We start from the raw sequence: 19,935 nt of genomic DNA, 5'->3' as shown, positions 1-19,935 counted from the left end.
AGCAACCATGAGCACTGATCGGCTCGCACAGCTGTCCGAAGCAGGCGTCTCGATCTGGCTGGACGACCTCTCGCGGGAGCGCCTGAACTCGGGCAACCTCGCCGGGCTCATCCGCGACAAGCACGTCGTCGGCGTGACCACCAACCCGACCATCTTCGCGAACGCGCTGTCGAACGGCGCCGCCTACGACGAGCAGGTCAACGAGCTCGCCGCGCGCGGCGCGGACCTCGACGGCACCGTCCGGGAGCTGACCACCACCGACGTGCGCAACGCCGCGGACCTGTTCCGCGACGTGTACAACGCGACGAACGGCGTCGACGGCCGCGTGTCCATCGAGGTGGACCCGCGCCTGGCGAAGGACACCGACAAGACGGTGGCCGAGGCCAAGGACCTGTGGAAGACCGTCGACCGGCCGAACGTGATGATCAAGATCCCGGCGACCGAAGAGGGTCTGCCCGCGATCACCGCGGTGCTCGCCGAGGGCATCAGCGTCAACGTCACGCTGATCTTCTCCGTCGAGCGCTACGAGGCCGTCATCAAGGCCTTCTTCGCCGGCCTGGAGCAGGCGAAGGCCAACGGCCACGACCTCAAGGGCATCCACTCGGTCGCGTCGTTCTTCGTGTCCCGCGTGGACAGCGAGGTCGACAAGCGGCTGAACGCGATCGGCACCGACGAGGCCAAGGCGCTGCTGGGCGAGGCGGCCATCGCCAACGCGCGGCTCGCGTACGACGCCTTCGAGAAGCTGTTCGCCACCGACCAGTGGAAGGCGCTCGCCGAGGCGGGCGCGAACGCGCAGCGTCCGCTGTGGGCTTCCACCGGCGTGAAGGACCCGGCCTACTCCGACACCCGGTACGTCGACCAGCTCGTGGTCAAGGACGTCGTGAACACGATGCCCGAGAAGACCATGGACGCGGTCGCCGACCACGCCGAGATCACCGGCGACACGGTTTCCGGAAAGGGCGAGCAGGCGCAGGCGATCTTCGACAAGCTGTCGGCAGCCGGCATCGACGTGCCGGACGTGTTCCGCACGCTGGAGACCGAGGGCGTCGAGAAGTTCGAGAAGTCCTGGCAGGAACTGCTGGACACGGTGACCGGGCAGCTGAACAAAGCGAGGGGCTGAACCAGAGACCATGAGCGGGGACGAAACCGGCGTCGTGATCGTCGACGCCGAACTGGCAGAAAAGGCAGCGCCGCTGGCGCAGCGGCTGGCCGCCGACGGCGCCGCTGCCAAGCTCGCCGCCCAGGACTCCACGCTGTGGGGTCCGGACGCCGAGTCCGAAGCGTCGATCCGATTGTCCTGGACGACGTTGCACAAGTCGTCGCGTCCGTTGATCGGGGAAATCGAGACGCTGCGCGCGGAACTGCGCAGCGAGGGCGTGGACCGCGTGGTGCTCGCCGGCATGGGCGGCTCGTCGCTCGCGCCGGAGGTCATCACCGCCACCGCCGGCGTCCCGCTCACGGTGCTCGACACGACCGACCCCGGCCAGGTGGCCGACGCGCTCGCGGGCGACCTCGAGCGCACGGTCATCGTGGTGTCGTCGAAGTCCGGCGGCACCGTCGAGACCGACAGCCACCGCCGGATCTTCGCCAAGGCGTTCGCGGACGCCGGGATCGACGCGGCGCGGCGCATCGTCGTCGTCACCGATCCCGGCTCCCCGTTCTCCGAGCTGGCGGAGAAAGAGGGCTACCGCAAGACCTTCCTGGCCGACCCGCACGTCGGCGGCCGCTACTCCGCGCTGACCGCGTTCGGCCTCGTGCCGGCCGGTCTCGCGGGCGCGGACGTCGCCCGGCTGCTCGACCAGGCCGCGTCGGTGGCGGAAACGCTCGCCGAGGACGCGCCCGAGAACCCGGCCGTGCAGCTGGCGGCGGCTTGGGCGGCGGCGCACGAAGCCGGTGCGGAGAAGGTCGTGCTGGCCGACACCGGCTCTGGCATCAAGGGATTCCCGGACTGGGCGGAGCAGCTGATCGCCGAGTCCACTGGCAAGCTCGGCACCGGTTTGCTGCCGGTGGCCGTCGAGAGCCCGGAAGCGCCCGGCTTCGCCGACCACGGCAAGGACGCGACCGCGGTCGCGATCGGCGCCCCGGAAGGCGCGGCGCAGATCTCCGTGACCGGCCCGCTCGGCGCGCAGTTCCTGCTGTGGGAGTTCGCGACCGCGCTCGCCGGACGGCTGATCGGGATCAACCCGTTCGATCAGCCGGACGTCGAGGCGGCCAAGAAGGCGGCGCGCGCGCTGCTGGACGACCCGGAGAAGCTGAAGGGCGGCGAGGAACCGGCCACTGTGGACGGTGCCGTCGAAGTCTTCGGCAGCGAAGGCGTTGTCACCGAAGGAAAACTCGCCGACATCCTGCGCGCGTTCTTCGGCTCGGTGGCCGACGGCGGGTATATCGCCGTTCAGGCGTACCTCGACCGGCTGGACGACGCGTCGACTTCCTTGCTGCGCGGCGAAATCGCCAAGCGGACCGGCGTGCAGACCACGTTCGGCTGGGGCCCGCGGTTCCTGCACTCGACCGGGCAGTACCACAAGGGCGGCCACCAGAACGGCAGCTTCCTGCAGATCACCGGAGCCGTCGGCGACGACCTGTCCGTGCCCGACCGCCCGTACACGCTGGGGCAGCTCCAGCACGCGCAGGCGCTCGGCGACGGCCAGGTGCTCGCCGAGCACGGGCGCCCGGTGCTGCGGCTGCACCTGACCGACCGCGCCGCCGGGCTCGCCGAGCTCGTGCGGGCAGTGCAGGAGGCCGCTCAGTGACCACCTGGCGCAACCCGCTGCGGGACCCCCGCGACAAGCGGCTGCCGCGGATCGCCGGGCCGTCGAGCCTGGTGATCTTCGGCGTCACCGGCGACCTGGCGCGCAAGAAGCTCATGCCCGCCATCTACGACCTCGCGCACCGCGGCCTGCTGCCGGCCGGCTTCTCGCTGGTCGGCTTCGCCCGCCGGGACTGGGAGCACCAGGACTTCGGCGAGCTGGTGCACGATTCGGTGCGCGAGCACGCGCGGACGCCGTTCAAGGAGTCGGTGTGGAACCGGCTCGCCGAAGGGATCCGGTTCGTCCAGGGCACTTTCGACGACGACGAGGCCTTCGACCGGCTCGCGAAGACCGTGCGCGAACTGGACGAAGAACGCGGCACCGGAGGCAACACCGCGTTCTACCTGTCGATCCCGCCGGGCGCGTTCCCGGTGGTGACCAAGCAGCTGGCGCGCTCGGGCCTCGCGCAGGCCGACGAGAACACCTGGCGGCGCGTGGTCATCGAGAAGCCGTTCGGCCACGACCTCAAGAGCGCCCGCGAGCTCAACGCGATCGTGAACGACGTCTTCCCCGAGGAGTCGGTGTTCCGCATCGACCACTACCTCGGCAAGGAGACGGTGCAGAACATCCTGGCGCTGCGCTTCGCGAACCAGCTGTTCGAGCCGATCTGGAACGCGAACTTCATCGACCACGTGCAGATCACCATGGCCGAGGACATCGGCCTCGGCGGCCGCGCGGGGTACTACGACGGGATCGGCGCCGCGCGCGACGTCATCCAGAACCACCTGCTGCAGCTGCTCGCCTTCACCGCGATGGACGAGCCGCTGTCGTTCGAGCCGAAGGCGCTGCGGTCGGAGAAGGCCAAGGTGCTGGCGGCGACCAAGCCGATGCTGCCGCTCGACGAGACCACCGCGCGCGGGCAGTACGCGGGCGGCTGGCAGGGCGGCACGAAGGTGCCGGGGCTGTTGCAGGAAGCCGGGTTCGCGAAGGACTCGAAGACCGAGACCTACGCCGCGGTGACGCTGGAGGTGCAGAACCGCCGCTGGGCGGGCGTGCCGTTCTACCTGCGCACCGGCAAGCGGCTCGGCCGTCGCGTCACCGAGATCGCGGTCGTGTTCAAGCGCGCGCCGCACCTGCCGTTCGATTCCACCTCCACCGAGGAGCTGGGGCAGAACGCGCTGGTCATCCGCGTGCAGCCGGACGAGGGCATCACGCTGCGGTTCGGGTCGAAGGTGCCGGGGACCACGATGGAGGTCCGCGACGTCACGATGGACTTCGGCTACGGCCACGCGTTCACCGAATCGTCGCCGGAGGCCTACGAGCGGCTGATCCTCGACGTGCTGCTGGGCGAGCCGTCGCTGTTCCCGGTGAACGAGGAAGTCGAGCTGTCGTGGGAGATCCTCGACCCGGTCCTGTCGCACTGGGCCAAGCTCGGCACCGCGCCGGAGCAGTACCCGCCGGGCAGCTGGGGTCCCAAGTCCGCTGACGAAATGATGGAACGTACCGGCAGGCACTGGAGGCGGCCTTGATCATCGACCTGCCGTCGACCACGACGTCGGCGCTGAACAAGAAACTGGTGGAGATCCGCGAGCAGGGCGGCCAGGTCGCGCTCGGCCGGGTGCTGACGCTGGTGATCGTCGCGGACGACGACGCCAAGCTCGAGGACGCCATCGAGGCCGCGAACGACGCCAGCCGGGAGCACCCGTCGCGGGTGATCGTCGTGGCGAAGGGCGCGCGCACGGCCGCGCCGCGCATAGACGGCCAGATCCGCGTGGGCGGCGACGCCGGCGCGAGCGAGGTCATTGTGCTGCGGCTGTACGGCCCGCTGGCCGCGCAGGGGCAGAGCGCCGTGGTGCCGCTGCTGCTGCCGGACGCGCCGATCGTCACCTGGTGGCCCGGGGCCGGTCCGAAGGCCCCCGCGGAGGACCCGCTCGGCCAGCTGGCACAGCGGCGGATCACCGACTCGGCCGCGGAAAAGAGCCCGATAAGGGCTCTCACCACGCGTGCGAAGTCCTATGTGGAGGGCGACACCGACCTGGCGTGGACCCGGCTGACCCGCTGGCGGGCGCAGCTGGTGTCGGCGCTGGACCTGCCTCCGTTCGAGAAGATCACGAGCGCGACGGTGACCGGCGAGGCCGATTCGCCGTCGACCGAACTGCTCGCGGGCTGGCTCGCCGAGTACCTCAAGGCCCCGGTGCACCGGGTCAAGAGCTCGAGCGCGCAGGGCATCATCTCGGTGAAGCTGGAGCGGAAATCGGGCGCGGTGGAGCTGACGCGGCCGGACGGGCGGGTCGGCACGCTGACCCAGCCGGGCCAGCCGACGCGGCGGATCGCGTTGCAGCGGCGCAGCAACCCGGAGTGCCTCGTCGAGGAACTGCGGCGGCTCGACCCGGACGAGATCTACGAGGCGGCGCTGCACGGGCTGCACAAGATCGCCGCGTCCAACGGGTCGAAGCCCGCGGCTGCCAAGGCTCCGGCGAAGGCTTCGGCTTCCGCCAAGCCCGCGGCTGCCAAGCCGAAGGCGGCCCGCAAGACCGCGGAAAAGAGCGGCTCATGAGCCGGACCGAGGTCGTCGTCTACGAAAACCCGGACCTGCTGGCCGCGGCCGCCGCGGCCCGGCTGGTGACCCGGATCGTCGACGTGCAGGCGGCTCGCGGCGCCGCGTCGGTGGTGCTCACCGGCGGCGGCACCGGGATCGCCGTGCTGCGGGAACTGCGGGAGTCGAGCGCGCGGGACGCGATCGACTGGTCGCGGCTGGACGTCTACTGGGGCGACGAGCGGTTCGTCCCGGCGGATTCGGACGAGCGCAACGAGAAGGGCGCGCGCGAAGCCCTGCTCGACCACGTGCCGCTGGCTCCGGAGCGGGTGCACGCGATGGCCCCGTCGGACGAGTTCGGCGACGACGTCGACGCGGCCGCCGCGGCCTACGCGAAGGTGCTGGCCGACGCGGCGGGCCCCGGCGCGGACGTCCCGGAGTTCGACATCATGCTGCTGGGCCTCGGCGGCGAGGGCCACACGGCATCGCTGTTCCCGGAAACCGCCGAGGTGCGCGAAACCCAGCGCTCGGTCGTCCCGGTCCGCGACTGCCCGAAACCCCCGCCGACGCGCGTGTCGCTGACGCTGCCCGCCATCCGCCGCGCCCGCGAGGTGTGGCTGATGACCGCGGGAACCGCGAAGGCGGACGCGGTCGCGCAGGCACTGGCCGGTGCGCCGGAAACGCAGATCCCGGTGTCGGGCGCCCGGGGCTACCGGCGAACGCTGTGGCTCCTGGACCGCGAGGCGGCCGGGAAGCTGACGAAGGTGTATCAGCCGCCTGCCGAGTAGGTTTGCTTTATCGGGAAGGGCTCCTCGCGCGTTTGCGCGGGGAGCCTTTTTCGTTGCGCGGCAAAGGGTTTCTCGTAGCTGCTGTTTGCTGGCCGGTCAGCGCAGCCGACCAATCCGCCGCCCGTCCCTTTCGCCGCAAGGGTTTGGTGCGCCGGTCAGCATCGCCGTCGGGCAATCCACCAGAGACCCCGCCGATTCTCCGACTCCGCGCAGCGCCGCCCGCCGCGCCCGGCCGAGCGTTTTCCGTTGCGCCCCAACGGAATCCCGCTACTCCCCCGCGCCCGTCAGCACCGCCGCGGTCGCCGCCAGGTGGTCCATCAACAGCCCCGCCGCCTCGTCCGGATCCCGGCTCAGCGCGGCCCGCTCCAACTCCTCGTGCTGGGCGATCACATCCTCCACCGGCAGCCGGTACGCCGGGTGCACCGTCCACCGGCGGGCCAGTTCGCTCGCCAGCCACATCCGGTCGAAACTCTCCAGCAGCACGGCGTTCCCGCAGCCGTCGAGCAGCGTGCGGTGGAACAAGCGGTGCGCCTCCGCCCAAGCAGCGGAGTAGTAGCTGCCTTCGGCCGGCACATACATCGGCGTCCGGGCGAGCCGGTGCCCCGCCGCGCGCACCCGCGTCTCCCACTCCAGGTCCCCGCGCGCGACGGACAGCCGCAGCATCGCGGGCTCGACCGTCTGCCGCGCCTCGATGATCTCCTGCCACCGCTGATCGGCCAGCGTGGGCACGGCGAACCCGCGATTCGTCAGCCGTTCCGCCAGACCCTCCCCGACCAGCCGGACCAGCGCCTCCCGCACCACCGCCAGGCTGACCTCGTACCGCGCCGCCAGTTCCTGCGGTTTCAGCGCCTGCCCCGGCTCGACCTCGCCGCGCATGATCGCGTCGCGGACCCGGTCGTAGATCTGCTCGGACAGCATCTGCTTCATGCCGTCAGGATAGACAATCCTTCACATCATCGATCATTAAAGCTTTCGTCGACGAGGCATCGCTTCCAGGCGGAGGAACTCGGGTCCGCCAGCTCCGCGCTCGCGCGCCTCCCCGGGCGCCGGGCTTCGCCCCCCAGCAGCGGCGACCTTCGACTGCGCAGCGACACTTTCCACCCACCCGCATGGGTGATCTCTCCCCTGTACGCGTGGCGCGGATCCAGCGTCGACCTGGACGGCAAATGGACCAACTGACACTGGGCCAAAAAGCGGCTCACCAGTATGTGGGAACCGCCGTATGGTGAACATAAGGTGATGTGATCGACACACGGTGATGTCACCTGCGCATCGTTCATCCTGTTGGAGCAGTTGTGGAGATTAGAACACCACAAAAACCACTCTGGGTGAAACTTACTGTCAACACACACGTTCCCGTTAGCATCCGCACATTTGTTCACCGCCGCGCGTCCCGATCGGGTGGCCGGAGCATCTCATCACTAAGTCCACAAGACGAATGGGGTCGCCGCGATGAGCACTGAGGGACTCTCGATTCCTGGCATCTCGATGAGCAGCTCCGCCGCGGGAGCCGCCCGGCGGGCCAGGCGCGTAAACCTGACCGGGGCGTTCGCTGTGTTCCGGAAGCCCCTCGTCGCGACGATCGCCGTCGAGGCGGTGGTCGTGCTGCTGGCGGTGCTCGACGTCTGGCTCGTCGTGCCACCGAAAGCACAGCCGTATTCGCTCTACCTCTCGGCCGCCGCGTGCCTCGCGGTCGTGGTGCGGCGGCGTTTCCCGTTCCTCGCGGTGCTCGCCGCGGCGCCGGGGTTCTTCGCCGGATGGGCGCAGCTGGCGTCGATGCTCAACCTCGGCATGCTCGCGACGCGGCGGCAATTGCACTGGCAGACCTGGGTCGGCGCGGGATTGGTCTTCACCTGCCGGTTCGTGCGGTGGCCGCTGCAGGAGTTCTCGGAGCTGAGCTGGCGCGAGCACGTCCTGGACGGGATCTACGGCGTTCTGGTCGCCGGAATGCCGATCGCGATCGGCCTGCTGATCGGGGCGCGCGCGGAGATCTCGGCGAAACTGGCCGAACTGGCGAAGAGCCGCGACCGCGAACGCCGCTTCCACGCCGACGCCGTCCGCGCCGAGGAACGCACCCGGCTGGCCCGCGAGATGCACGACGTGGTTTCCCACCAGATCACGCTGATCGCCATGCAGGCCGGCGCGTTGCAGGCACAGGCCAAGGAAGGCCCGGCGCTGGAGACGGCGCAGGTCATCCGCCAGCTGTCGACGCGGACGCTCGAGGAACTGCGCTCGCTGGTGAGCGTCCTGCGCTCCGGCTCCGGCGACGACGGCCCGCGCCCCGGGATAGGGGAACTGGACCACCTGATCCGCACGTCGGACGTCCCGGTGCAGCTGACCGTCGAGCAGCTCCCGGACACCCTGCCGAGCCAGGTCTCGGCGGCGGCGTACCGGACGGTGCAGGAATGCCTGACGAACGTCCACAAGCACGCCCCCGGCGCGACGGCCACCATCCGCATCCACGCGGCGAGCGGCGCGCTGGACATCGAGGTCGAGAACGCCCGCGCCTGCCGCGCCGGAGAAGCCTTCCCGTCGGGCGGCCACGGACTCACCGGGCTCGCCGAACGCGCCCGGCTGCTGGGCGGAAGCTTCGAAACGTCCGGGACGGAGGACGGCGGATTCCGGGTGCGGGCGCGGTATCCGCTGGATCGCCGAGTCTCGTCGGACTGAGGCGGATTGGTCTGGACCGGTTAAGAGTCCCGGCCGCATCGGGTCAGCGATCCGAAGGGGATCGGCGCCGGTCCGGACCGCGGATGTCCGGCTCGGCAACGGAAGCCCGCTTCACAGAGGTCCAGACCACCACCACCTCCGGCGGCCCGGCTCGGTTCATTCGGCCCGGGCAGGCCGGAGGGGAGGGCTTTCCGGCCACGAAGTCCCCGCTGTCCCCGGGTCGGGCCCTGATGCGCGAAATCGGCCTGGACCGGTCAACCGTCCGCCCGAGAGACCACGCAGAGGACCAGACCGCCGTAAACCATCCCCACGAAACCGCACCGTTCACGTCGTCCGCACCGCAGCATCCCTGCCAGCTGTCCCGCAGAGGTCCAGACCTGTCCCCGCGGACTCAGTCCCGCCCTGACGTCGTCAGAGTCCCTCCGCCCGGCTGAGCCGCTCCCCAGGTGGTCTGAACCTTCCCCGCCAACGCCAACCCCCCGGGAACTAAAAAACCACCGACCCCTCGCCCTCGCGGACGGGAAGCCGGTGGTCCCGGAGAACCGTGCCTCAGATCAATTCGCGGCGCTGGCGGAGGCGCTCGAGCGCTTCAGCGAGGATGGCCTCGCCGTCGGCGTCGCTGCGGCGTTCCTTCACGTAAGCCAGATGCGTCTTGTACGGCTCGGTACGAGGCGCGGCGGGCGGATTCTGCTCGTCCTGACCGCCCGGGAGCCCGCAGCGCGGGCAGTCCCATTCGTCGGGGATTTCCGCGTCCATCGCGAACGACGGGCGAGCCTCGTGCCCGTTCGCGCACCAATACGACACCCGGCGCCGTGGCGCCGATTCACCCCGCTCCGATTCGCCCGAAGGACCGGCACCCACGCGGGTGCCGCGAATCGCGTTACCGCCAACCATGAATCCTCACCCGTTGGAATCGGCGGCGCGCCCCCCAATAGGCACGCCGATCGCAAGTCCCCTTCCGGGGACCCGGTCAGACCTTGAGCAGGAGGCCGAGACCCACGATGCTGATCAGCCAGATGGCCCCGAGCAGCAGCGTGATCCGGTCGAGGTTCTTCTCGGCGACGCTGGACCCCGCGAGGCTCGACTGCATCCCGCCGCCGAACAGGGACGACAGGCCGCCGCCCCGGCCGCGGTGCAGCAGCACGGCCACCACCAGCAGGACGCTGGAGGCGATCAACAGGATTTGCAGGAACAGCTTCATGTCATCCTCTGTGCTTGTCGGAGCATGCAGGGGTACGGCCGGACCCGCACACGTGCGGATCTTCACCGTACCCCTGGACTCGTCCACTGCTCTAGTGACGGACCGAACACACAGGCTACCCGGTAGTGCCCACGATCAGGGCAGCGGGCCACCGGCGGCGAGCGCGCAGAGCTTGGTGAACTCCTCGCCGTCGAGGCTCGCGCCGCCGACCAGCGCGCCGTCGATGTTGTCCGCGGCCACCAGCTCGGAGACGTTCCCGGACTTCACCGAGCCGCCGTAGAGCACCCGGACCGCGGTGGCGACCTCGTCGCCGTACTTCTCCGACAGCGTCCCGCGCAGGGATTTGCAGACCTCTTCGGCGTCGGCGGCGGTCGCGACCTTGCCGGTGCCGATCGCCCAGACCGGCTCGTACGCGATCACGACGGCCTGCACCTGCTCGGCCTTGAGCCCCTTGAGGCCCTCGACCAGCTGGTTGCGGGTGTGCTCGAGGTGCTCGCCCGCTTCGCGGATCTCGAGCTCCTCGCCCACGCACAGGATCGGCGTGATGCCGTGCTTGAGCGCGGCCTTGACCTTCTTGTTGACCAGCTCGTCGGTCTCGCCGTGGATCGCGCGCCGCTCCGAGTGGCCGACGGTGACGAAGCTGCAGCCCAGCTTCGCCAGCATCGGGCCGGAGATGTCGCCGGTGAACGCGCCCGAGTCCTGCGGCGACAGGTCCTGCGCGCCGTAGGTGAGCGAGAGCTTGTCGGCGTCGACCAGGGTCTGCACGCTGCGGATGTCGGTGAACGGCGGCAGCACCGCCACGTCCACCTTCGCGTAGTACTTCTCCGGCAGCGCGAAGGCGATCTTCTGCACCAGGGCGATGGCCTCGAGGTGGTTGAGGTTCATCTTCCAGTTGCCTGCCACGAGGGGCTTGCGTGCCACTTAGTTCTTCCCCTCCAGCGCCGCCACGCCGGGCAGCTCCTTGCCTTCCAGGTACTCCAGCGAGGCGCCGCCGCCGGTGGAGATGTGCGAGAAGCCGTCCTCGGGAAGGCCCAGCTGCCGCACCGCCGCGGCCGAATCGCCGCCGCCGACCACGGTGAACGCGTCGCTCTTGACGAGCGCCTCGGCCACCGCGCGGGTGCCGCCGGCGAACGCCTCGAATTCGAAGACGCCCATCGGGCCGTTCCAGAAGACGGTCGCCGCGTCGGCGAGCTTCTGCGCGAACAGCTCGGCGCTGCGCGGGCCGATGTCGAGGCCCATGCGGTCGGCCGGGATCGCGGTGACGTCGACGGCCTCGTGGGCCGCGTCGGCCGCGAAGCCTTCGGCGGCGAGCACGTCGACCGGCAGCACCAGTTCGACGCCGCGCTTCTCGGCCTCGGCGAGGAAGCCCTTGACCTGGTCCAGCTGGTCTTCCTGCAGCAGCGACGTGCCGACCTCGTAGCCCTTGGCCTTGAGGAACGTGTACGCCATGCCGCCGCCGATGAGCAGCCGGTCGACCTTGGTGAGCAGGTTCGCGATGACGCCGAGCTTGTCGGACACCTTCGAGCCGCCGAGCGCGACCACGTACGGCCGCTTGACGTCGTCGGTGAGCTTCTTCAGCACGTCCAGCTCGGCCAGCACGAGGCCGCCCGCGTACGCCGGGAGCACCGCGGCGATCTCGTAGACCGAGGCCTGCTTGCGGTGCACGACGCCGAAGCCGTCGGAGACGAACGCCCCGCCCGGCGTCAGCGCGGCCAGCTCAGCGGCCAGCTCGGAGCGGTCGACGGCGTCCTTGCTGGTCTCGCGCGCGTCGAAGCGCACGTTCTCCAGCAGCACGACGCCACCGTCGGCCAGTCCGGCCACCAGCGTCTTCGCCGACTCGCCGACGAGGTCGCCGGCCAGCGGGACCTCGGAGCCGAGCAGTTCGCCCAGCCGCTTGGCGACCGGCGCGAGCGTGAACTTCGGGTCCGGCTCGCCCTTGGGGCGGCCGAGGTGCGCGGTGACGACGACCTTGGCGCCCGCGTCGGCGAGCTTCTTGATCGTCGGCAGCGCGGCCCGGACCCGGCCGTCGTCGGTGATGGCCGACCCGTCGAGCGGGACGTTCAGGTCGCTGCGCACGAGCACGTAGCGGCCCTGAACGCCCTCGCCCAGCAGGTCGTCGAGGTTCTTGACGCTCATCTGGTTCAGAGCTTCGAGCCGACGAGCTTGATCAGGTCGGCGAGGCGGTTGGAGTAGCCCCACTCGTTGTCGTACCAGCCGACGACCTTGACCTGGTTGCCGATCACCTTGGTGAGCGGCGAGTCGTAGATGCAGGACGCCGGGTCGGTGACGATGTCCGAGGACACGATCGGGTCGACCGAGTACTTCAGGATGCCGGCCAGCGGGCCCTCGGCGGCGGCCTGGTAGGCGGCGTTGATCTCCTCGACCGTGGCCTGCTTCTTGAGGGTGACGGTGAGGTCGGTGGCCGAGCCGGTCGGGACCGGGACGCGCAGCGCGTAGCCGTCCAGCTTGCCGAGCAGCTCCGGCAGCACGAGGCCGATCGCCTTGGCCGCGCCGGTGGAGGCCGGGACGACGTTCAGGGCGGCGGCGCGGGCGCGGCGCAGGTCCTTGTGCGGGCCGTCCTGCAGGTTCTGGTCCTGCGTGTAGGCGTGGATCGTGGTCATCAGGCCCTGCTCGATGCCGAAGGCGTCGTTGAGGACCTTGGCCAGCGGGCCGAGGCAGTTGGTGGTGCAGGACGCGTTCGAGATGATCGTCTGCGAGCCGTCGTACTTGTCGTCGTTGACGCCGAGGACGACGGTCAGGTCCTCGCCCTTGGCGGGCGCGGAGATGATGACCTTCTTCGCGCCGCCGGCGATGTGCGCCTTGGCGGCGTCGGCGTTGGTGAAGAAGCCGGTCGACTCGACGACGACGTCCACGCCCAGGTCGCCCCAGGGCAGGTTCGCCGGGTCGCGCTCGGCGAGGGCCTTGATGGTCTTGCCGTCGACGACGATGCCCTCGTCGGAGACGCTGACCTCGCCCGGGAAGCGGCCGAGGATCGAGTCGTACTTGAGCAGGTGGGCCATGGTGGCGACGTCGCCGAGGTCGTTGAACGCGACGACCTCGATGTCGTGACCGCTCGCCTTCACGGCACGGAAGAAGTTGCGGCCGATCCGGCCGAAGCCGTTGACACCTACGCGAACGGTCACTGCTGCCACTCCTCTGGTGTTGATCACGGCGGCGGCGCGCCGGCCGCCGGCCGTGGGGTTGGACACTGCTGAAGTTCTCGTCCGGGACGCCCGCCCCGGAGAGCGCTTCCGCGACTTCCGGTTTCGGCGCAACCCTAGCGTGCGGGCGCCGTTGCCCCGGACTGCCCTGACGAGACTTCCACCACTGCCCGGGGACGTCAAGAATCGATTAAGAACCCAGCTCAGCCGGGTGAGGCCCCGAAACGGGGCGGGCGCTCCCACGGGCGGCGGGGGCCGGAGCGGACCACTCGCTTGATCGGTCTTGGTGCCCCGGTTCACGCTGTCGGGCGGAGCTGCCGGGGAAGGCGCGGCGGGCGGGGCGGGTTCCGGAGGTCCGGTCGGGGTCGACGGGGCGAGGAAGAGGCCGCGGGGACGACGCGGCGACTGGGATCGGGCGGGGTCGGAGACGGGTGTTCGGGGGCGGCTGGATCTGGTGCTTGCCGGGACTCACGCAGCGGCCGAACCGCCAGCCGGGAACGGAGACGGGTCTTCGTAGGCGACATGGCTCCGAAGCTCACCGGACGGTGCAGCACGCAGCGGCCGAACGAACTGCCAGAAGGGCCGGAGGCGGGCGTCAGGCGGGGTCGGAAGCGAGCGTTCGGAGGCGGCCTGGATCCGAAGCTCGCAAGACTGGCGCAGGGCGCCACGGCCGAACGGACTGCCAGAAGGGACCGGAGGCAGGAGCCAGCGGGATGGGAGGCGGGTCTTCGGAGGCAACATGGCTCCGAGGCTCGCCGGGACTGGCTCAGGCTGCGGCCGACGGACTGCCCGGCGCACTACGATCCAGACAGCTCCTTCTCCGCCGGGGTGCGGAACTTCGGCACCACTCGCGCCTCCCCCAGCCACTCGCTCAGCCTCGCTGCCTCCGCCTCCACGGCGGAGGTCTTCTCGACCCCGACGTCCTCCAGCAGACGGACCGCGACTTCTCCCGACGGGCGGTGGGACCAGGCTCCGACGATCCGGCCGTCGCTCCAGACCGTGGGGCCGATATTGCCGCTGCGGTCGAACAAGGCGGCGCGGTGCGGGCCGACGTACCAGTCTCGCGACTGCCAGCCCATCGCGGTCGGATCCAGGGCGGGGAGCAGGGCGATCCACGGGTCGGGAGCGGGGACCGGGGCGAGATCGTCGGGCAGGGCGATTGCCGGTTCGCCGTCCAGGTCCACCTCTGCCGGGCCGATGGCGGCCAGCGCTTTTTTCGTTTGACCCGCATTCCAGCCGGTCCACCATCGGAGGTCGGCGATCGGGGCGGGGCCGAAGGCGTACAGCCATCGCCGGGCCAGGGCGGTTCGGGCTTCGTCTTCGGAGAGGGCTGGCCAGTCAGCGGTGCCAGGGGCGGGGCGAGTTCGCCGGGCATCGGAATGGCTCGAACCGGCACCGCCGGTGGAGCGGCCCGGGTTGTCGTCAAGGCCAGATCCGGTGGCACCTTCTGCCAGCCAGTCGGTCAGCGGGGACCAGTAGTACTGCGTGCTTTGCCAACTCCCCCGCGGGCGGCCTCGCACGATGTGCCCTTCCGCGGCCAGCTGGAACAGCACCCGGCTGGTCACGTTGCCGATCGACTCGTACGGTTTTCCCTTCGACATCAGCAATTGCTGGCGCAGGCGCGGTTCGTCGTCCGCCAGTTGCTGGGCGGTCGCCGATCCCCTGGCGTGCAAGGCTTTTTCTACGCTCGCCATCACCTCGTCCAGCCAAGCCGCGGGGTTCGGGACGTTGCCCGGGTGACCCAGGGTGCCCAGTTGCTTTTCCAGCAGGCGGCGTTGACGCGCGGCGATGTCGTAGGAACAAGCCGCCTGAACCTGGGCGGCGGTGGCGACATCGGTGACAAACACGGTGCGCCGCATGCCCAGCAAGCGCAGGAGGGTGCGCCGGGAGTACAGGGCCTCCTCGACATCGGCGACCGAGATCGCGTGCACGCGCGACCACGAAGACAGGTAGACCGAGGCGGGATCGGTGGCGTGCAGCGCGACGACGCCGTCGACTGCTTCCTCGACGGTCGTCGTCCGCGCCGCCAGGTGGTGGCGTACGCCGAGGCGGGCCCGGCGCTGGGCGAGGGTCATCTTCACGACTCGATTCCTACCAGGAGGGTCCGACAGAAATCGCACAAGTGCTGGTCAAGAGGACAAACCGGCGAGCAGGGCGGTGCGGAACCAGGCCGGGGCCGGTTCGGGGGGCGCGACCCGCAGTCTGGTGACCGCGTTGGACACCAAAGCGGCAGGCGGACAGGGGCTGGCGTACGTGCCCGTCAGCTCACGGGGTCTCGGCGCGCGGTGTGCCGTCCAAGGCAAACCGCGCGCCAGTCAGACCGTCAGGCCGGTTGTTCTTCTTCGGCAGACGAATCCACCGAAGGAGACGTACGGCTGAACATCCGCGTCGCCGAAAGCCGCGCGACCCCGTCCGGATCCCCGAGGTCGTCGAGGGAGTTCCGGATCGTCGCGTCCACCGACAGGTACTTCCGCCCGGCCCGCAGGTCCGCGTCGTTGCGCAGCCGCACGATCAGCGGGAATTCCGCCAGCGCGCCCGCGTCGAACAGGCCCGTCGTGTAGATCAGCTGCACGCCCAGCGCCTCCGCGACGGCCCGCTGCAGTTCCAGCAGGTACCCGGCCGAGGCGCGGCCGATCGGGTTGTCCAGGAACAGCACGCCCGAATGCCGGTTGCGCGCCTTGCCCCGGTTGTTGGCCCGGAGCGCGGCGAGCGTGCAGTACAGGATGATCGCCGCGGTCAGCTGCTGGCCGCCGGAGAACACGTCGCGGATTTCGGACACCCGCTGGCGTTCGGTGCGCAGCACGGAGTCCGGCTTGAGCATGTCGACGCGATATCCCTTGGGAGCGGCCACATGCACGCCGCGCAGCACCAGCGACAGACCGTCGCGCTTGACGTCGCGGCCGTCGGCCGTCTTGCCCGCGGCCGCCTCGTCGACGACCTCGCCCAGTTTTTCCGCCAGCACATGGTCTTCCAGCTCGGTGAACCGGATCCGCAGGAACTCCTGGCCGGACCAGTCGCCGAGCCCGTCCGGCAGCCGCGAGACCCGCTGCGCCGACCGGAGGGTGCGCAACGCGCCTTCGACCATCCCCTGCAGCCGCGTGATGATGCCGCCGCGGTGCCGGTCGATCTGCGCGAGGTCGTCGGTGAGCGTCCGCAGCCGGGGCCGCAGCGCCTCGCTCCATTCCGCCGCGTGCGCGGGAAGCTGGTCCCGCTTCACGGAAATCACCTGCTGCCGCACCGGCGTGCTGAGCTTTTCGAACCGCTTTTCGGTCGCGTACTGCGCCAGCTGGTCCGCCGCCGCGCGCACCCGCCGGTCGCCGGAATCCGCCGCCGACTGCGCGTCGTTCAGGACCGTGTTGAGCTGGTTGTAGCGGGTCCGCGCGGACTCGACATCGCCGTCGTACGCGTCCGCGGGCTCCTCGGAACGCAAGTGCGCCAACGATTCCGACAGCAACCCGAAGCCGGAAGCGGAAGCCTTCGCCGCGTCGAGCGTCGCTTCCGCCGCAGCCCGGCGTTCCTGCAGCTCTTCCCACTTCCGAGCCGCCGCGGACACTTCCAGCGAGGCTGCGTCGATCAGTTCGAGACCGTGCTCGATGTCGCGCGGCCGCTCGGCCGGAGACGCGACGCCGGTCTGCAGCGGCAGCACATCCAGCTCCGCGCGACGCGTCGACACCTGGCCGATCGCTTCAGTGCGTTCTTCCTCCAGCGCGTCGACGACCCGCCGCGCCCGCGCCAGCGCCGCCGCCCGGGTGGACGCGTCCGAACCGTCCGGCGTCTCCAGCAAGGCCGCCGCGCGCACCCGGACCTCTTCGTCCAGCGCCTCCAACGCCGAAGAAGCCGCCGCCTCAGCGGATTCCGCCTGCTCCAGCTCGGCCCGGAGATCGCTGCCGACCTCGACCTTCGCGTACGCCTCCGAGGCCGACGCGAAGGTGCGCCGCAACGCGTCCACCGGTTCCGAAGGCGCTTCGACGTCCTCCGGCAACTCGGCCGCGCCCGGCACCTCGGCCAGCTCGGACCGCGCGGTGGTGACCGTGCGCCGGTGCCCGTCTGCGGTCCGCTGTTCCTCCGCCGCCTGCTCGCGCAACCGCGCCGCGCGGGCCGACGCTTCGGCCGCCGACGTCTCCGCGCGCTCCGCGATTTCGGTTGCCCGCTCGACCTCTTCGGTCCACTCCGCGACGCGCGCCGCCCGAGTGGCCAGTTCGCCGAGCCGACGCGCCTTCTCCTCGGCTTCCGCGGCCGCGGCGCGCAACGCGGGAACTCGCTCCCGCAAAGCAGTGACTTTTTCGCTCAACCGGGCGAATTCCGCCTCCGCCTGCGTGAGCGCGGTCTGCGCCGTCTCGCGGGCGACGCGAGCGCTTTCGGCCTGCTCCGCGAGCGTTCCGATGGCCCCGGCCGGATAGTCCTCGCGCCAGGTGGTGAGCTTCCAGGTCAACGCGCCGTCAGCGGCCAGCGACTCCGACAGCTGCTCCAGCCGGCGCTGCCGTTCCGCGTGCCGCTGCGCCACGGCCTCGCGTTCGGTGTCGGCGGCTTCCTCGTCGTACATCGCCGGGTTCGGAGGAACGAGGAACTCGACCCCCGAAGCAGCCGGAACATCGGCGGCCTGGAACGCGTCCGTGGTCCCGACCGCGATCACCGCACTCGGCAACAGCCGGGAAGCCGCCAGCACCTCGCGCGCCCGCTTCACCTGCGCCGCGTCGTTCAGCAGCACTCCGGCGACGAGCTGCGGCATCCGTTCCAGCACTTCGTCGCGCCGCACGGAGTCCAGTTTGGACAGATAACGCCAGCCCGACCACGCGGTGATCCCGGCCTGCTCCAACGCGTCGAGCGCGGCCTGCACGTCCTCCGGCGGTGGGAGCAGACCGCCCGACCCGAGCGCGGCGAGCGCCCGCTCGTCGGCCGATTCCTCCATCCGCAACGCGGTCTGCTCCTTCTCGACCGCCGCGCTCGCGTCGCGCAACCGCTGCAGCAGCACCGGAAGGTCGCTCTCGAGCTTGACGTCGTCCGCGCCGAGCAGCTCCATCAACCGCGGTTCCGCCGCCAGCGCGTCGGTCCGCCGGTGCGCGCGTTCGAGGTCTTCGGCCGCGCGCACGAGCCGGTCCTGAGTGGACCCGGCGAGCTGGTGCGCCTCGTTCACCGACCGCTGCGCCGCCTGCAGATCCTCGCCGACCCGGTCGAGTTCCTGTTCCCGGCGGACGGATTCCGCCGCCGCGGCCTCGGCTTCCGCCCGCGCGGACCGCGCCGCCTCGGCGACATCCGCCCCCGAAGGCAACAGTCCACTTCGGACCGATTCGGAGATTTCCTCGCGCAGCTCGGCAATCCGCGACGACAGCCCGCGTGCCTCGGCCCGACGGCCAGCAGCCAGGTTCGCCGCCTCGTCGCGCTCGGTCTGCGCCTTCTCCGCCTCCGCACGCAACGCGTCCGCATGCGCTTCTGCTTTGTCCGCCTGCCGCTGCGCATCATGCGCCAGCGAAAGCAAACCGCGCCCCAACGCGGCCGCCGCAGCATCCCGCGCGGCCAACGCAGGTTTCGCCTTCTCCTCACGGTTTCCGACCAGCTCACGCAGGTCTTTCGCCTTGCGCGCCGCGTTCAACCGGTTCAGCACAGTCGCGGTTTCGCGCCACGCTTCCGCTTGAGTCTTCGCCTCGGCCAGCTCGCCGTCGACGCGCTCGCGTTCGATCTGCGCTTCTTCCAGGCGCAGCACCGCGACCAGCCGCCGCAGCTCGGTGACGCCCGCGGTCAGCCGCCGATGGTCGCCCTCGGCCAGCTTTTCGGCGGTACGCACCTCCTCGACGTGCTCCTCCAGCCCGGACAGCCGCGCGTTCTCCAGCTCGTTGCGCGCGTGGATCCGTCCGGCCAGCTCGCTGAGGTCCTCGCGCGCCGACTCGGCGATCCGCCGCGAAGCCGCGGCCACGCCCTCTTCCTCGGCCAGCGGACCGAGCAGTTCCAGCGCGCCCTCGACGAATTCCTTCTCCGCCATGAGATCGCCGCGCTGCGCAAGGTTGTTCGCATACGTCGACACGACCTCGGCGAGGTCCTTCGGCTCGTCCTCGGACAGCACCGCGCGCAGCAGGAACTCCACGAACGCCTCGTCGGTGGAGAACTGGAACGCGTCGGCCGCCTCGCCTTCGCCCGCGTTCATCGCGCGCTGATAGCGGAACAACTCAGTGTCGAGGCCGAGCTGGTCGAGCCGTCCGGTCCACTCGTGGTGCCGGCGCGTCCAGAACAGCTCCAGCTCCGGTTCGGCCATCGCCGCGCCCGCGATCCGGTCGTGGAACCCGGACATGGTGAGCAGCCTGCCGTCCTCGGTCAGCGGCAGCGAATCGAGGCCGAGGTCGGCGGTCGGGCGGAAGCAGTACCAGGAGTCGACCAGGTTTTCCGAATCCGCCGAGGTCACGTGCCCGCGCCACTCCGACACCTTGCCGGTGATCACCCGCTGGCCGGTCTCGACGTGCAGCCATTCCAGGACCACGTGCGCGACGTCCTTGGCCGTCACGAACTTCTCCAGCACCTTCGTGCTCGTGGTGCCGACGACCTGGCGCCGCCCGGGCAGCATCACCGAGAAGATCAGCTTGATCAGCACGGACTTGCCGCCGCCGTTCTCCAGGAACAGCACGCTCGCCGGCGACGGGCGGCGCACCGGGCCGCCGGCGTGGATGCCCGCGGAGAACAGCGCGTCCTGCTTCGGCGCGGTGATCGTGGCCCCGACGCCGCTGAAGTCCAGCACCACGTCCTGGTACCGGGCGCCCGCCGGGCCCACCGAATGCAGGCGGACCCGCGAAAGCTCGTACATCCGTTTCCCCTCTACCGCGCCTGATCCGCCTGCCGGTCCGTG

At 70.4% G+C, this 19,935-nt stretch carries 14 protein-coding genes; 6 read left to right on the top strand and 8 right to left on the bottom strand.

Translation table 11 applies throughout. The annotated features are described in order from the left end of the window. The first annotated feature begins 7 nt into the window (after window positions 1-7). Genes tal through pgl form a run of 5 tightly spaced genes read left to right on the top strand, consistent with a single transcriptional unit; the run spans window position 8 to window position 6,071 of the window. Window positions 8-1,120 carry a transaldolase gene (tal, locus tag CU254_RS11730; RefSeq protein ID WP_009075897.1) on the top strand — a complete coding sequence of 371 codons (1,113 nt, stop codon included), beginning with the start codon at window positions 8-10 and terminating at the stop codon, window positions 1,118-1,120. A 10-nt stretch (window positions 1,121-1,130) separates the two neighbouring features. Next, window positions 1,131-2,750, top strand: a complete 1,620-nt coding sequence (locus tag CU254_RS11725) for a glucose-6-phosphate isomerase (RefSeq protein WP_009075896.1) — start codon at window positions 1,131-1,133, stop codon at window positions 2,748-2,750. Further along, window positions 2,747-4,276, top strand: coding sequence for a glucose-6-phosphate dehydrogenase (gene zwf, locus CU254_RS11720; protein WP_009075895.1), 1,530 nt, complete (start codon window positions 2,747-2,749; stop codon window positions 4,274-4,276). Before CU254_RS11725 ends, zwf begins: the two co-directional genes overlap by 4 nt. Then, window positions 4,273-5,304 carry a glucose-6-phosphate dehydrogenase assembly protein OpcA gene (opcA, locus tag CU254_RS11715; RefSeq protein WP_009075894.1) on the top strand — a complete coding sequence of 344 codons (1,032 nt, stop codon included), beginning with the start codon at window positions 4,273-4,275 and terminating at the stop codon, window positions 5,302-5,304. The genes zwf and opcA overlap by 4 nt, the downstream gene beginning before the upstream one ends. Further along, the gene (gene pgl, locus CU254_RS11710; RefSeq protein ID WP_009075891.1) at window positions 5,301-6,071 is read left to right on the top strand and encodes a 6-phosphogluconolactonase; all 771 of its coding nucleotides are present in this window, start codon (window positions 5,301-5,303) and stop codon (window positions 6,069-6,071) included. The genes opcA and pgl overlap by 4 nt, the downstream gene beginning before the upstream one ends. A 267-nt stretch (window positions 6,072-6,338) precedes the next feature. Here the strand turns inward: pgl and CU254_RS11705 are convergent, their stop codons facing one another. Then, window positions 6,339-6,989, bottom strand: a complete 651-nt coding sequence (locus CU254_RS11705; protein WP_199786214.1) for a GntR family transcriptional regulator — start codon at window positions 6,987-6,989, stop codon at window positions 6,339-6,341. Between the two features lie 534 nt (window positions 6,990-7,523). Between CU254_RS11705 and CU254_RS11700 the strand changes: the two genes are divergently transcribed. After that, window positions 7,524-8,741, top strand: coding sequence for a sensor histidine kinase (locus CU254_RS11700; protein ID WP_009075888.1), 1,218 nt, complete (start codon window positions 7,524-7,526; stop codon window positions 8,739-8,741). A gap of 549 nt (window positions 8,742-9,290) precedes the next feature. Here the strand turns inward: CU254_RS11700 and CU254_RS11695 are convergent. The 7 genes from CU254_RS11695 to CU254_RS11665 all read right to left on the bottom strand — a co-directional run bounded on the left by CU254_RS11695 (window position 9,291) and on the right by CU254_RS11665 (window position 19,893). Next, complete coding sequence (locus CU254_RS11695; protein WP_009075886.1) at window positions 9,291-9,635, bottom strand: RNA polymerase-binding protein RbpA; 345 nt, start codon at window positions 9,633-9,635, stop codon at window positions 9,291-9,293. A gap of 76 nt (window positions 9,636-9,711) precedes the next feature. After that, a complete protein-coding gene (secG, locus tag CU254_RS11690; protein ID WP_033292761.1) occupies window positions 9,712-9,942 on the bottom strand; it encodes a preprotein translocase subunit SecG in 231 nt (76 codons plus the stop codon). A gap of 135 nt (window positions 9,943-10,077) precedes the next feature. Further along, the gene (tpiA, locus tag CU254_RS11685; RefSeq protein ID WP_037713368.1) at window positions 10,078-10,863 is read right to left on the bottom strand and encodes a triose-phosphate isomerase; all 786 of its coding nucleotides are present in this window, start codon (window positions 10,861-10,863) and stop codon (window positions 10,078-10,080) included. Then, a complete protein-coding gene (gene pgk, locus CU254_RS11680; RefSeq protein ID WP_037713364.1) occupies window positions 10,864-12,078 on the bottom strand; it encodes a phosphoglycerate kinase in 1,215 nt (404 codons plus the stop codon). A 5-nt stretch (window positions 12,079-12,083) separates the two neighbouring features. Further along, on the bottom strand, window positions 12,084-13,085 hold the full coding sequence (gene gap / locus CU254_RS11675; RefSeq protein ID WP_037713361.1) for a type I glyceraldehyde-3-phosphate dehydrogenase: 1,002 nt from the start codon (window positions 13,083-13,085) through the stop codon (window positions 12,084-12,086). An 815-nt stretch (window positions 13,086-13,900) separates the two neighbouring features. Further along, on the bottom strand, window positions 13,901-15,178 hold the full coding sequence (locus CU254_RS11670) for a winged helix DNA-binding domain-containing protein (protein WP_037716954.1): 1,278 nt from the start codon (window positions 15,176-15,178) through the stop codon (window positions 13,901-13,903). Between the two features lie 248 nt (window positions 15,179-15,426). Next, on the bottom strand, window positions 15,427-19,893 hold the full coding sequence (locus CU254_RS11665) for a hypothetical protein (RefSeq protein WP_009075877.1): 4,467 nt from the start codon (window positions 19,891-19,893) through the stop codon (window positions 15,427-15,429). Between the last annotated feature and the right edge of the window lie 42 nt (window positions 19,894-19,935).

The organism is Amycolatopsis sp. AA4 (genome assembly GCF_002796545.1).
Classification (GTDB): domain Bacteria; phylum Actinomycetota; class Actinomycetes; order Mycobacteriales; family Pseudonocardiaceae; genus Amycolatopsis.
This window is presented reverse-complemented; position numbering and strand designations above follow the sequence as displayed.

Excerpts from the sequence above, each read along its gene's own strand:
- tal (WP_009075897.1), top strand. The coding sequence starts at position 8 with ATGAGCACTGATCGGCTCGCACAGCTGTCCGAAGCAGGCGTCTCGATC.
- secG (WP_033292761.1), bottom strand. The coding sequence starts at position 9,942 with ATGAAGCTGTTCCTGCAAATCCTGTTGATCGCCTCCAGCGTCCTGCTG.
- CU254_RS11695 (WP_009075886.1), bottom strand. The coding sequence starts at position 9,635 with ATGGTTGGCGGTAACGCGATTCGCGGCACCCGCGTGGGTGCCGGTCCT.
- CU254_RS11665 (WP_009075877.1), bottom strand. The coding sequence starts at position 19,893 with ATGTACGAGCTTTCGCGGGTCCGCCTGCATTCGGTGGGCCCGGCGGGC.
- pgk (WP_037713364.1), bottom strand. The coding sequence starts at position 12,078 with ATGAGCGTCAAGAACCTCGACGACCTGCTGGGCGAGGGCGTTCAGGGC.
- pgl (WP_009075891.1), top strand. The coding sequence starts at position 5,301 with ATGAGCCGGACCGAGGTCGTCGTCTACGAAAACCCGGACCTGCTGGCC.
- CU254_RS11670 (WP_037716954.1), bottom strand. The coding sequence starts at position 15,178 with ATGACCCTCGCCCAGCGCCGGGCCCGCCTCGGCGTACGCCACCACCTG.
- CU254_RS11700 (WP_009075888.1), top strand. The coding sequence starts at position 7,524 with ATGAGCACTGAGGGACTCTCGATTCCTGGCATCTCGATGAGCAGCTCC.
- CU254_RS11705 (WP_199786214.1), bottom strand. The coding sequence starts at position 6,989 with ATGCTGTCCGAGCAGATCTACGACCGGGTCCGCGACGCGATCATGCGC.
- CU254_RS11725 (WP_009075896.1), top strand. The coding sequence starts at position 1,131 with ATGAGCGGGGACGAAACCGGCGTCGTGATCGTCGACGCCGAACTGGCA.